This window comes from Sorangium sp. So ce426 (assembly GCF_051475585.1).
Lineage (GTDB): Bacteria > Myxococcota_A > Polyangia > Polyangiales > Polyangiaceae > Sorangium > Sorangium cellulosum_B.
In genome coordinates this window covers 9,578,815-9,591,167 of record NZ_CP150341.1, presented here as the reverse complement: position 1 = coordinate 9,591,167, position 12,353 = coordinate 9,578,815, and the positions used below count along the sequence as shown (strand labels likewise).

Below are 12,353 nucleotides of genomic sequence, written 5' to 3'. Positions count from 1 at the left end.
CTCTTTAGCTTCCAGCGGCGCAGGACCGCCGTCCTCTCGGCGCGCTACATCCGGATCAGCGGTCGCCCTGCGAGGGCCGTCAGGAAGAGCGCCAGCGCGACGGCGCCGTAGCCGATGGCGAACGCGATCACCCATCGCGTTGCCCGCCGCATGCGCGGCCCTGAGCCCGACGCCCTCGCCGACAGCCAGTAGCCGACCAGCGGGACGGCTTGCAGCGCGTGCATCCCGAAGAAGTGGGCGATGCGCAGGTCGCCTCCGCGCGTGCTCCAGTTGACGACGGGGAGCCCTGGCCCGCCGTCGGCGACGCCCACGCTGTGCGCGGGCTCAGCGAGCGGGCGCTCATGTCAGGCCTCCCCGGCGGGGCGCGGCGCCGCGGTCGCGACGACGGCGCGCGGCGATCGAGCGGCGATCGCGCGGACGGCGAGGTAGAGCGAGAACCCCAGCGGCCCGAGCATCAGCGTCAGATAGAGCACCGGGGCCATGAGCCACGGCGAGATGTCGCGATCGCGGCTGTCGAGGTACACCCACCGGCCCACGAAGAGATCGAAGGCGAGGAAATGAACCCAGCCGATCGTGGCGCCCGCGGGCGAGCCGAGCAGCTGGGCGACCGCCGCGAGGCTCGGCTGGTTGACGATCGGGAACACCTCGCGGATGACCGGGAGGACGAGCGCCGTGTAGAGCAGCGCGGGCGCGACGATCACGAGCGGCGACTCCATGATCCGCCGCGTCCATCGAGCGCGGGGCAGAAAAATCATCAGGAACCAGAACGGCATCACGAGGAAGCCGCTCAGTCCAAAGACCCTATCCATCATACCCTCCACCGGCTGCTGGTTGTAACGATGAAACTATTCGTAACAGTGTTAACTTTGAGGGAAAAAAAGAGAGCGATCAGGGGCGCACCCCCGCCGGCCCTCACGCCTCGCGCCTCGCGCCTCGCCGACACGCGGCGGATGCTTGCGCGCGCCTGGTGGGAGCAGCGGGCGGGCCGCCCTCGCGGTACACCCCTTGCGGCAGGCGTGATAGGCTCGGTTCATGGTCCAGGCTGCGGCTCGTTCACCCGCACCCGCGTCAGGCCGGCGGATGTCGCTCGTCGAGTGGGCGGCCCTGCCCGAGGATGAGCCGGGCGAGCTCGTGGACGGGTTGCTCGTGGAGGAAGAGGTGTCCGGCTACGTTCACGAGGTCGTGGTCGGCTGGTTGATCCACATGCTCCGCGCCTGGATCACCCCCCGCGGCGGGCTGGTGGGCGGCTCGGACGCAAAATTCGCGGTGAAGCCGCAGCGGGGCCGGAAGCCCGACGTGACCGTCTTTTTCCCCGGAAGCCGGAGGCCACCAGCGCGGGGGCTGGTGCGTATCCCGCCCGATATCGCCGTCGAGGTCGTCTCCCCCACGCCGAGCGACGGGCGCCGCGATCGTGTCGAGAAGCTCCGCGAATATGCCGCCTTCGGGGTGCGCTGGTACTGGATCGTCGATCCGCAGCTCCGGAGCATCGAGCTCCTCGAGCTCGGGGCGGATGGGCGCTACGCGCACGCGCTCGACGCGACCGATGGGAGCATCGATGTGCCTGGATGCGAAGGGCTCCGGCTGGAACTCGATGCGTTGTGGGGGGAAGTCGAGCAGCTCGGCGCCGACGAGGGCGAAGCGCCGGAGGAAGACCAGGAGAGCTTGCCGCGGTAGCCTGCCGGCGGCGCCTCACGGCGCCGCCCTTCGTCAGTTCATCGTCAGTTCACGGTGGGCACGAACTCCACACACGCCTCTTCGATCGCCGCGAGGGCGCTCGTGAGGCCGTCCTCGAGGTGCCCTTCGCAGAGATCCCAGAAGAACCCACGGCCATCGGCGGCGAACAGGTCCACGAGCCTCTGCATGTCCTCGGCCTCCTCCGCGTCCCCATAAGCGCCCTCGCACTGCCGCCTTCCGCCGATGCCGAGGAACACCACGTTCTTCGCGTCGCCCTTCGCGGCGACCAGCCGATCGTGGATCTGCTGCGGCGTCTGGCGCGGGGCGGGCTGCTCGTCCTCGTCGGTGATCGCCACGACCACCAGCAACGCGTCGTTGCGGAGGAACCCCGCGTTCTCGCCGGTCGAGAACGGCGGCTCCAGCGCGGCGGCGATCGAGGACACGGGCTGCTCGTCGTCATTGGTTTCGGTGCACTCGATGTCGTCCACATAGAGATCTGCAGCGCACTGAAACTCGCCCGTGAGGTCGGTGCTCGAGCTCTCCATCCACGCCTTGCCGCTCTGGAACGAGCACTCACCCGCGGCGCCGCGCGTGTGGAAGGTGGCGGGGAGGGGGCAGGCGTCCATCACGGCCGCGCGGAAGTCGCGGATGCCGTCGATATCGAGCAACGCCTGCGCGAACGCCGGGAACACGACGTCGCGCATCGACGCCTTCTCCTCATCCATGCTCGAGGAGTTGTCGAGCGCGAACACGACATCGACGTGCTCGCACCCCGAGGAGCCCGCGCCGCTGCCGCCTCCCCCGGTCGTCCCGCTGCCGGATCCGGACCCGATCCCGGAGCCGACCCCCTCGCCGAAGGAACCCCCTTGGCCGCTGGAACCACTCCCCTGCCCGATGCCCGAGCCCGAGCCGTCCGACGAACCGCCGGTATTGCTCGTTCCCGAGTCCCCGCCGCAGCCCACGAGACCCACCGTCGCCGCGCAGAGCGCCGCGCACCATGCCCTGAGATCCATGCCGCTCTCCTTCGCTCTAAGTTAAGGGCGCAGTGCCCCTGCCGTTCGCCGCACGGCCCTGTGCGACAATCGGGCGTCAGAGAGCTGACGGTATCATGGGCGCCGCAGCGACTCTACGGTCGGCTCGGCTCAGCCGTTCGCCGCACGGGGCAACGGTGCGTCATCGTCCGACATCGGGAGCCCAGGTGCGCGATGGCCCAGCCCGAGCGCGCTCCGGAATCCCTCGATCGTGCGGCGCAGGCCCGTGCGCAACGGCACCTTCGGCTCGAAGCCGAGCACCCGCCGCGCGCGGTCGATCACCGGCTGCCGCTGCCTCGGATCGTCCTCGGGCAGCGGACGGAACACCACCCGACCCCGGCTCCCGGTCAGGTGAAGCACCTCCTCGGCGAGCTCAAGTACGGTGAACTCCTCGGGATTGCCCAGGTTCACCGGGCCCGTCTCGGCCGGGTGCTCCATCAGCCGGACGATCCCGTCGATGAGGTCCTCCACGTAGCAGAAGCTCCGTGTCTGGGAGCCGTCGCCGTACACGGTGAGGTCCTCACCCCGGAGCGCCTGTACGATGAAGTTCGACACCACCCGACCGTCATCGAGCGCCATGCGCGGACCGTACGTGTTGAAGATCCGCGCCAGGCGCACCTCGACGCCGCGGCGGTGGAAGTCCATCATCAGCGACTCGGCGCACCGCTTCCCCTCGTCATAACAGGAGCGGATCCCGATCGGGTTCACCGCGCCCCGGTAGCCCTCCGGCTGCGGGTGGACCTCGGGATCGCCGTAGACCTCGCTGGTCGACGCCTGGAAGACGCGCGCCCCGCAGCCCTCGGCGAGCTTCAGCGCGTGGAGCGCGCCGAGCACGTTGACCAGCGTGGTACGGACCGGATCGCGCTGGTAATGCGGCGGGCTCGCCGGCGAGGCGAGGTTGTAGATGCGGTCGACCTCCCGCTCGTACGGCTGCATGACGTCGTGCTCCACCAGCCGGAAGCGCCGGTGAGAGAGGAGATGGGCGACGTTGTCCCGGGAGCCCGTCGAGAGATCGTCGAGCGCGACGACCTCGTGGCCCTCCCGGATCAGCCGATCACACAGGTGGGAGCCGACGAATCCGGCGCCCCCGGTCACCAGGATGCGGAGCGCTGCGCTCATGTCTCTCTGACCTCCTCTCCAGGTCGACTCCCCACGTCGACGTCATCGTCCCCGGCCCCCCGGGCGCTCCGGCGCTCCGGCGCGCCCTGCTCGTCGAGCAGCTCCCGGGTGTACCTCTCCAGCGCCTCGGCGCGGTGCGCCGCCGTGTGTCGGGCGAGCACGCGCTCGCGCGCCCGCTGGCCGATCGCGATCCGCTCCCGCTCGGGGAGCTCGCGGATCAGGTGGAGCACCTCCTCCGGGGAGCGGGCGACCAGGATCTCCTTGCCCGGCTCGAAGAGCTCGTCGAGGCCCGGCCAGTCGTCGCTGATCACCGGCACCCCGCAGGCCGCGGCCTCGAAGAGGCGCACGCTCGGCGAGTACCCCGCCTCGATCATGTCCCGGCGGGTGACGTTGAGCGTGAAGCGCTGCGCGCCGTAAAAGCCGCGGTGCGCGCCCGGCGGGACGTGATCCGTGCGCTCGACGTTGGTGGGCCAGCCGATGTCCGCCGGGTACTGCGGGCCGGCGACAACGAAGCGGCCGCGCCCCCAGCGGCGCGCCGGCGCGACGAGGAGCCGGTCCAGCGTGGGCTGGCGATCGGCGCTGTACGTGCCGAGGTAGCCGAGATCCCACCGGGGCGGCGCGCGCTCCGGGAAATACTCGTCCGGATCCACCGCGCAGTAGAGCGGCCGCGCCCGCTTCGCCCCGTGGCGGCGCTCGAGCCGCTCGAGCGTCGGGCCGCCGGTGAACGAGAGGTACAGGTCGTACCGCGGGATGAGCGCCGGAGACAGGTACCCGGCGCCGCCCCGCTCGATCTGCTTGAGCGTCACCGGCGTGTCGATGTCGTAGAACGCGGTCTTCCCGCGCGCCGTCTCCGTCACCCAGGCGCCGACCTCGGCGCCGTCGGGCACGTAGGACCCGACGACCACCAGGTCCGCGTCGCGCACCGCGCCCCCGAAGCGCGCGCGGAGATCGTCGAGCCCCCGGTAGAGCTCGGTCCGGCCGTAGGGCGGGCTCGGGAGGTCGCGGTTCTCGGCGTAGAACGAGAGGTCCCGCTCCAGGAACAGCACGCCGTGCCCCCGCTGGGCCAGCCGCCGGAGCAGCCCGCGGTACGTCGTCGCGTGGCCGTTGCCCCACGACGAGGTGATCGACAGGCCCAGGAAGACGAAGGAGATGGGCTTCACGGCGGCGCGATCGCGGTGAGGGTTGCGCCGTCGGGGCGGGCCAGCAGGGCCTCGACCTGCCTGGCGCGCTCGGCGTAGGTGTGCCCCGCCAGCACGCGCTGCTTCGCCGCCCTGCCGACGGCGCGGGCTCGCTCGGGCGTGAGCGCCCGGAGGATCTCCACGACGTCGTCGCCGCTCCTCGCGACAAGCACCTCGCGCCCGGGCTCGAGGAAGAGCTCGATCCCCTCCCACGCGTCCGTGACGAGGCACGCGGCCGCGCCCGCGGCCTCGAAGACCCGGGTCGCCGGGGAGAAGCCGACCGACGCCATGCTGTCGCGGGCCACGTTCAGCACCGCGCGGGCGCTGGCGTTGAAGGCGTTGTGGTCCGCCGTGTAGACGTGCCCGACGTACCGGACGTTCGGGGGCATCGCCTTGTCCTGCCAGCCGCTGCCGCCAAGGAGGAACCGGAGCCCGGGGAGCGCGGCCGCGGGCCGCAGGAAGAACTCCTCCACGCGCCGTTCCCGGTCCGGCAGGCGGTTGGCGAGCAGCGCAAAATCGCAATGAAATCGAGGGTCTGGCTGGACCTCGAGGTGGGTCTCGGGGTCGAGCGCGTTGTAGATCGGCGCGCAGCGCCGCGCGCCGAGCGCCTCGTAGCCGCGCACCACCGGGTCGCCGCCGCCGTAGGTGAAGACCAGGTTGAAGCGCGGGATCTGCGCGCGGAAGGGGTCCGACGGCGCGGCGCGGACCCGCTCGAGCGTGGCCGGGGCGTCGACGTCCCAGAAGATCGTGGTGAGCCCCGGCCGATCGAGCGCGGCGACCTCGGCCTCGAGCAGCTCGTCGAAGACGCCGACGCCGCTGGCCTTGACGACGACGTCGGCGCTCCGGGCCTGCTCGACGAGCCGCCTGGGCTCCGCGGGGTCGGCGCCGGAGTAGACGACGACGCGGGCCCACGGCGGGTCGTCGATGTCGCGGTGCTTCTGGCGATCGTAGGCGTCCGGCTCGTGGAAGGTGATGCGGTGCCCTCGCGCCGCGAGGGCGCGGAGGATGCCGCGGTAGTAGGTGGCGGCTCCGTTCCAGTAGGCGGAGACGAGGCTCGATCCGAAGAAGGCGATGTCGAGCGATCGGCTCGCGGTCGGGCGTGGGCTGGGTCGGTTCATGACGTGGCTCGCTGGGGTGGGGCGGCGGGCGCGGGGCGGTCGACCTCGACGCCGAGCTCGGCGGCGATGGCGAGGAGCTCGTCGACCCGGTGGGCGCACGTGTGGCGCGCGAGGATCGTCGCGCGCCCCCGCTCCGCCAGCTCGGCGGCCAGGGCGGGCTCGGCGAGCAGGGCCGCGAGGCGCCGCTTCATCTCGTCGCCGTCCCGGGCGACGAGGTAGTCGCGGCCGGGCGAGAACAGCCCCTCCGCGTCGCTCCACGGCGAGCAGACGAGCGGGATGGCGCAGGCCATGGCCTCGAACGGCCGGATGGTCGGGATCCCCGGGAGCGAGGCGACGTAGGGCCTCCTCGGGACGTGGACGGTCACCCTGGCCCGCGCGAACGCCTCGGGAGCGCGGTAGTTGGGGAGCCAGCCCCGGTGCTCGATGCCGGCCGCGTCGAGCGCGGCGCGGGCGTGGTCGGGGTAACGCACCCCGTGCACGCGGGCGGAGAGGCCGAGATCGCGCGCCGGGCCGATCAGGAACGCGTCGAGCTCGCGGGTGCGCTCCTCGTCGCCCCAGTTGCCGATCCACACGAGATCGCGCTCGGGCCGGGCCCCGCGGCGCGGGCGGAACACGCGGACGTCCGCGGCCTCGTGCCAGACGAAGGCCCGGCGGGCCCAGCGGCGCGCGAGGTAGAGGTCGCGGATCACCCGGCCGAAGGCGAGGACGCCGTCGTAGCGGGTGAGGTCGTAGCGGGCCATGGCCCCGGGATCCGTGACCGACCGGTGGTGTGTGTCGTGGAAGAGCAGCCGGTACGACGCGCGCGACGCGTGTGCCCGGTGCGCGCCGATGCGGGCGACCAGCTCGGGCTCGCTCCACTCGTGGACGAGGACGAGCGAGGTGCCCTCGAGCGCCTCGTCGAGGTCGAGCGAGGCAAGGTCGTACCGGATGGGATCGACGCGCGGGTAGACCTCCCTCACCTCGCGCAGCGGCGCCTCGCCGTGATCGGCGACGAGGTTCTGGAGGCTCCAGGCGTCCCTCGGCTCGAAGGCGCGGACCTCGTGCCCGCGCTCGGCGAGCTCGGTGACCACGCCGCGGAGGAAGTGCGCGTTCCCGTGGTTCCAGTCGGAGAGCAGGGAGTGGCAGAACAGGGCTATGCGCATGGCGCGTGCTCCCCTCTCCTCCACGGCGAGCGCTCTTCTTCGCCAGGCCCGCGCTCGAGGAGCTCGCCGTAGAGGCGCAGGTAGCCCCGGGCCATCCGCCGCGGCGAGAAGCCGAGGGCGCGGGCGCGGGCGCGCGTGGCCATCTCGCGCCGCGCGCCGGGCGCGTCGATGAGCGCCCGGAGCGCGCGCCGGAGGGCCTCCGTGTCGCCGGGATCCACGTAGAGGGCCGCGTCCCCCCAGACCTCGCGCAGGCTGGGGATGTCGCCCAGGACGAGGGCGCACCCGGAGAGCGCAGCCTCCAGGACCGACAGGCCGAACGGCTCGTAGCGGGCCGGGTGAGCGTAGATCGACGCGCGGCCGAGCGCGGCGGCGACGGCGGACGGCGAGAGCACGCCGAGGTGCTCGAGCGAGGGGAGGTGCGAAGGGAGGGGTGTCGCGCCCGCGCCCGCGCCCGGGCGGACGTCGCTCCCTGCCACCTGGATCGGCCAGGGCAGGTGAGGGGCCACCTCGCCGAGCGCCTCGATGTTCTTGGCCTGGTCCCAGAGCCGCCCGACCGCGAGGACGAGCTCCTCCTTGGGGCGCGGGGCGAACCGCGCGGGGTCGGCGGCGTTGGGGATCACCTCCGCCCGCGTGCCCCCGGGGAGCGGGCCGTGGTGGCGCAGGAGCGCGTCGAGCATCGCCCGGGTCGGGGCCACCACCGCCGACGCGGCGGCGAGCCCCCGGGCCACCTCGCGCCGGTAGCGATCGTACCGCGGCGGCGCCTCCCCGCCGAGGACCGCGGCCCACCAGGAGAGGACGCACGAGTGGGCCACAACGAGCTTCGGGGCGCGGAAGCCGAGCGCGCCGTGCGCATAGCCGTTCAGGTGGATGAGCGCCGGCCGGACGCGCTCCTCGAGCTCGAGGAGCCAGTCCCCGGCGCGCGCGACGTCGTCCCAGGGATCCTCCATCCACTCGAGCCGGAAGGAGCTCTCGAAGACGGCGAGCCCGGGCACGCGGCCCGCGGCCTCGCGCTGGGGCGCGGAGAGCGGCCCGCCGAGGGTGGCGAGCGACGTCCGGACCCCGCGCGCCGCGAGCGCGCGCGCGAGCGCGAGCGCGTAGGAGAAGACGCCCCCCACCGTGTCGGCGGTCATCAGGACCGAGCCGGGGGCGCGCGCTGCGTCAGCCATGGCCGGGGGGCGCGATCTCCAGCGCGGAGAGCGGGAGAGGGCGGCTGTCCTGGAGGTCGCTGAAGCGCTCGAACTGATCGAGGTAGTGCGCGACCGAGCGCTCCCACGCTTCATCGTCGGGGGCGCCCCAGCGCATCGTGTACTCGGGCGAGCCCGGGTAAGGGAACATCGGCACCGGCTCGTTCGCCCACACGCCGTGCTGCCGGAGCCGCTCCCGGAAGGCGGCGACGTCCGCTGGATCGTCGGTCGGCGACTGGATCAGGTTCGCCTGGACGAAGGGGACGCTCTTCTTGGCGTGGATCAGGAGATCGCCGAGCTGCTCGGTCGAGAGCCTGCAGCGCTTGGCCAGGAGGCTCCTGCCCTCCCGGGTGACGCTCTCCACCCCTGCCTCGATCGAGACGCACCCCGCTCTCCCGAGCAGGTCGAGCATCTCCCGGCTCCAGTTATCGACGCGCATCTGGACGCCGAACGACACCGGGCGATCGACGAGCGCCTCGAGCAGCGGGCGATCCGGCAGGAAGATCTCGTCGATGAAATAGACGTAACGAACCCCCTGGGCGACGAGCCCGTCGATCTCGTCGAGGAGCACGCCGAGGGGGCGCTTGCGGTAGCCCTCGCGGAAGTTGTCCTTCGCGCAGAAGGTGCAGTGGTACGGGCACCCTCTCGACGCCTCGACCTCGGCGCCGGGGCCGATCGGCGTGGTGTCGAAGCGGTGGTGGTGGTGGGCGTGGCGCGCCACCGTGGCGTCGTCCCAGCGCAGGGCCGGCAGCCGGGCCATGTCCGACGCGCGCGGGCCGCCCTGCACGCGCGCCTCGTCGCCGTCCAGCCAGGCGATCGCGTCGATCTCGCCCCAGCGCGATCGCGGGCGATCGGCGAGCTCCACCAGCACGTCCTCGCACTCGCCCATCACCACGGCGTCGACCCCGAGCTTGCGCAGGGTGGCGCGGGGGGTGGTGGAGGCGTGGGGGCCCACCGCGAGCCGGAGCCCTGGCAGCCCGTGGAGCGCGCGGAGCGCCTGCTGCGGGACGCGGAGCTCGGGCGGGGCGCAGCGCCAGAAGAGGTAGCTCGGCGCGGTGGTCACCACGATGGCGTCGGCGCGGAGCGCGGCCACCTCGTCGCGGAGGGCGCCGTCGGCGAGGCCCCGGGCCTGGGCGTCGACGAGGGTCGCCTCGTGGCCCGCGGCCTCGAGCAGCGCCCTGGCGTAGCCGTATTCGAGGGGCAGGTGAGGCTCGCGGCAGCCGAAATAGATGCTCCCCTCGAAGCTCCAGGCCGGGTTGACGAGCGCGAACCTCACCGGACGCCCCCCGCGCACGGCTCCTTCGCGGGCTGGCCGGCGCCGGCGGCGGCCTTCGCGGCGCCGGTCGCCTCCGTCATCTCCCGCAGCCAGCCGTGCAGCCTGCGCACCCCCTCGCGGACCCGGACGCGCGGCCACCACCCCGTGGCCGCGGAGAGCCGGCGGCAGTCGGAGACGTAGTACCGCTGATCGCCCGGCCGCCACCCCTCGAAGCCGATCAGGGGGCGCTTGCCGTCGAGCTCCTCGATGAGATCGAGCAGCTCGAGCAGGCTGAGCGTGTTCTCCGGGCCCCCGCCGACGTTGAACGCCGACGCCGAGATCTGCCGGATGTCCCTGCGGGCGAGGAGGAGCGCGTCGACGAGGTCGTCGATGAAGAGCACGTCACGCACCTGCATCCCGTCGCCGTAAAGGGTGATCGGCTCCCGCCGGAGCGCCTGGAGGAGGAAATGCGCGACCCACCCCTGGTCCTCGGTCCCGAACTGCCGAGGACCGTAGATACAGCTCATCCGGAACACCGCCGCGGGGAGCCCGAAGGTGCGGGCATAATCGATGACGTACTGGTCCGCCGCGCCCTTGGAGCAGCCGTAGGGGCTGTGGAAATCGAGCGGGCGGGCCTCGGAGACGCCGGAGGCCCGGAGCTCCGGATCCGCGGGCTCGTAGCGCCGGCCGCCGCACGAGAGCGGGACGTCGGGGAGGCCGCCGTACACCTTGTTGGTGGACGTGAGGAGGAGCGGCGGCGGGGCGCTCTCGGCGCGGATCGCCTCGAGCACATTGAGCGTCCCGCGGGCGTTGATCTCGAAGTCTTCCACCGGCTGGACGAGGCTCGTCGTCACGGCCACCTGGGCGGCGAAGTGGAAGACGCTCGAGGCGCGCCGGACCGCGGCCGCGACAGCGCGGGCGTCCCTCACGTCGCCGGTGATCAGCGTGACGCGGTCGCCGTGGGTGCGCCTCAACCACTCGACGTTGCGCGCCACCGAGGGGCGGGAGAGGTTGTCGAAGAGGATCACCGCCTCTCCCGCCTGGAGCAGGCGGTGGGCCAGGTTGGCCCCGATGAAGCCGGCGCCGCCGGTGATCAGCGCCGGGCGCCCCGGCGCTGCGGTCGCGCCGCCCGGGCCATCCGCCGCGGCGCTCATACCGTGAGCCCCCTGGACTCGAGCTCGGCGCGGGCCTGGGCGACAGCGTCCTTCGCCACCTGCCCCTCGAGCCAGCCGGCGAGATCGCGGAGCCCCTCCTCGAGCGAGACCCGGGGCGCATACCCGATCTTCTGCTGCGCCGCGCCGATGTCGGCGAAGCAGTGCCGGACGTCGCCCAGCCGGGATTTTCCGACGATCTCGGGCTCGATACCGCTCTTCCCCATCACCTCGCGGACGCGCTCGGCGACCTCACGCACGGTGTACGACCGCCCGCTGCCGATGTTGAGCACCTGGCCCACCGCGGCGTCGGCGCCGAGGGCCCGGACGCAGGCGCGGGCGACGTCGGTGACGCTCACGAGATCGCGCCGCTGCAGCCCGTCCTCGAAGATCACGGGCGGACGGTCGTTGAGGAGCCTCGCGGCGAAGATGGCGAGGACGCCGGTGTACGGGTTGGAGAGGGCCTGACGGCGGCCGTAGACGTTGAAGAAGCGGAGGGCGACGGTCGGGATCTGGTACGCGCGCCCGATCATCAGGCAGAGCCGCTCCTGGTCGTACTTGGAGAGCGCATAGACCGACTCGAGCGACGGGGGCTTGGACTCGGGCGTCGGGATGGGCACGAGCGCCTCGCCCGCCTCGCTCCGGACCTCCCAGTCGCCGCGCTTGAGCTGCTCGAGCGGCCGGCTCGCGCCGGGGACCACCGCGCCGGAGGCCGCCCGGTAGAGCCCCTCGCCATACACGCTCATGCTCGAGGCGACGAGCAGCCTCGAGACAGGCTTCGCGGCGAGCTCCTCGAGCAGCACGGCGGTGCCGAGGTTGTTGATCGAGGTGTACTCCGCGATCTTGTACATGCTCTGTCCGACCCCGACCGCGGACGCGAAGTGGACGACCGCGTCCACGCCGCGGAGCGCCGATTTCACCGCGTCCCGGTCGCGGACATCACCCACGATGAGCTCGACCTCCGGGTCGAGGTACGCCGGGCGGTTGCGGTCGGGGCCGTGCACCTGAGGGACCAGGCTGTCGAGCGCCCGGACGCGGACCCCCTGGCGCAGGAGCTCGTCGGCCACGTGAGAGCCGATGAACCCCGCTCCACCGGTGATGAGGACGTGACTCGTCATATCCCTCTGGTTCGATGATCAGCGCGCGGCGGAGGCGCCGCGAGCCCGGGCAGAACAGGCGAGGCGAGCGAGGCTGGATGAGTCCGGAGACCGAGGTTCCCTTGCGATGACATCGTGCTCCGGCGGATCGCTGCGCGTCGTGTTCGGCTCCGTTCGTTGCAAACAGGGCATGATCGTTGCCCCGGACGCCATCCGAGTATCATGCGACTCACGATCACGCAACACGGTTTGTGAGGTATTCAACAAGGGGCCGCTCCGTGCGATTTTCCGTGCTCCGCTGGGGAATGCTCGAGTCTGGCGAGCCCATAGGGGCTTTCCCGTCTGTCTACCGGGCCAGTCTGTACCGTTCGAGTGCGCGAGATCCGCTGACGTCGGAGCGGTTC

General features: G+C 72.3%; 11 protein-coding genes and 1 pseudogene. 1 reads left to right on the top strand and 11 read right to left on the bottom strand.

Annotated features, from left to right (window positions below; genetic code table 11):
- Nucleotides 1-44 precede the first annotated feature (44 nt).
- Both WMF44_RS35940 and WMF44_RS35935 read right to left on the bottom strand, forming a co-directional pair.
- Nucleotides 45-329 (bottom strand): annotated as a pseudogene (locus WMF44_RS35940) (hypothetical protein); the annotation flags it as partial.
- Between the two features lie 15 nt (nt 330-344).
- Nucleotides 345-812, bottom strand: a complete 468-nt coding sequence (locus WMF44_RS35935; protein ID WP_437294553.1) for an ABA4-like family protein — start codon at nt 810-812, stop codon at nt 345-347.
- 268 nt (nt 813-1,080) lie between these two features.
- On the opposite strand from WMF44_RS35935, the gene WMF44_RS35930 reads away from it, so the two are divergent.
- Nucleotides 1,081-1,674, top strand: a complete 594-nt coding sequence (locus tag WMF44_RS35930) for a Uma2 family endonuclease (RefSeq protein WP_437294552.1) — start codon at nt 1,081-1,083, stop codon at nt 1,672-1,674.
- 44 nt (nt 1,675-1,718) lie between these two features.
- Here WMF44_RS35930 and WMF44_RS35925 read toward each other — a convergent pair whose 3' ends face one another.
- The 9 genes from WMF44_RS35925 to WMF44_RS35885 form a co-directional block, all read right to left on the bottom strand.
- A complete protein-coding gene (locus WMF44_RS35925; protein ID WP_437294551.1) occupies nt 1,719-2,687 on the bottom strand; it encodes a hypothetical protein in 969 nt (322 codons plus the stop codon).
- A 129-nt stretch (nt 2,688-2,816) separates the two neighbouring features.
- Nucleotides 2,817-3,824 (bottom strand): UDP-glucuronic acid decarboxylase family protein, encoded by a 1,008-nt coding sequence (locus tag WMF44_RS35920; protein ID WP_437294550.1) that lies wholly within the window; start codon nt 3,822-3,824, stop codon nt 2,817-2,819.
- Entirely contained in the window at nt 3,821-4,984 is a 1,164-nt protein-coding gene (locus WMF44_RS35915) for a CgeB family protein (RefSeq protein WP_437294549.1), read from the bottom strand. Before WMF44_RS35915 ends, WMF44_RS35920 begins: the two co-directional genes overlap by 4 nt.
- A complete protein-coding gene (locus WMF44_RS35910; protein ID WP_437294548.1) occupies nt 4,981-6,120 on the bottom strand; it encodes a CgeB family protein in 1,140 nt (379 codons plus the stop codon). Before WMF44_RS35910 ends, WMF44_RS35915 begins: the two co-directional genes overlap by 4 nt.
- Nucleotides 6,117-7,262: a CgeB family protein gene (locus tag WMF44_RS35905; RefSeq protein ID WP_437294547.1), complete on the bottom strand. Its 1,146-nt coding sequence runs from the start codon at nt 7,260-7,262 to the stop codon at nt 6,117-6,119. The genes WMF44_RS35910 and WMF44_RS35905 overlap by 4 nt, the downstream gene beginning before the upstream one ends.
- Nucleotides 7,253-8,428, bottom strand: a complete 1,176-nt coding sequence (locus tag WMF44_RS35900) for a glycosyltransferase family 4 protein (RefSeq protein WP_437294546.1) — start codon at nt 8,426-8,428, stop codon at nt 7,253-7,255. The genes WMF44_RS35905 and WMF44_RS35900 overlap by 10 nt, the downstream gene beginning before the upstream one ends.
- Nucleotides 8,421-9,722 (bottom strand): TIGR04295 family B12-binding domain-containing radical SAM protein, encoded by a 1,302-nt coding sequence (locus tag WMF44_RS35895; protein ID WP_437301655.1) that lies wholly within the window; start codon nt 9,720-9,722, stop codon nt 8,421-8,423. The genes WMF44_RS35900 and WMF44_RS35895 overlap by 8 nt, the downstream gene beginning before the upstream one ends.
- Nucleotides 9,719-10,855: an SDR family NAD(P)-dependent oxidoreductase gene (locus WMF44_RS35890; protein ID WP_437294545.1), complete on the bottom strand. Its 1,137-nt coding sequence runs from the start codon at nt 10,853-10,855 to the stop codon at nt 9,719-9,721. The genes WMF44_RS35895 and WMF44_RS35890 overlap by 4 nt, the downstream gene beginning before the upstream one ends.
- On the bottom strand, nt 10,852-11,970 hold the full coding sequence (locus WMF44_RS35885; RefSeq protein WP_437294544.1) for an NAD-dependent epimerase/dehydratase family protein: 1,119 nt from the start codon (nt 11,968-11,970) through the stop codon (nt 10,852-10,854). The genes WMF44_RS35890 and WMF44_RS35885 overlap by 4 nt, the downstream gene beginning before the upstream one ends.
- Nucleotides 11,971-12,353: the final 383 nt, after the last annotated feature.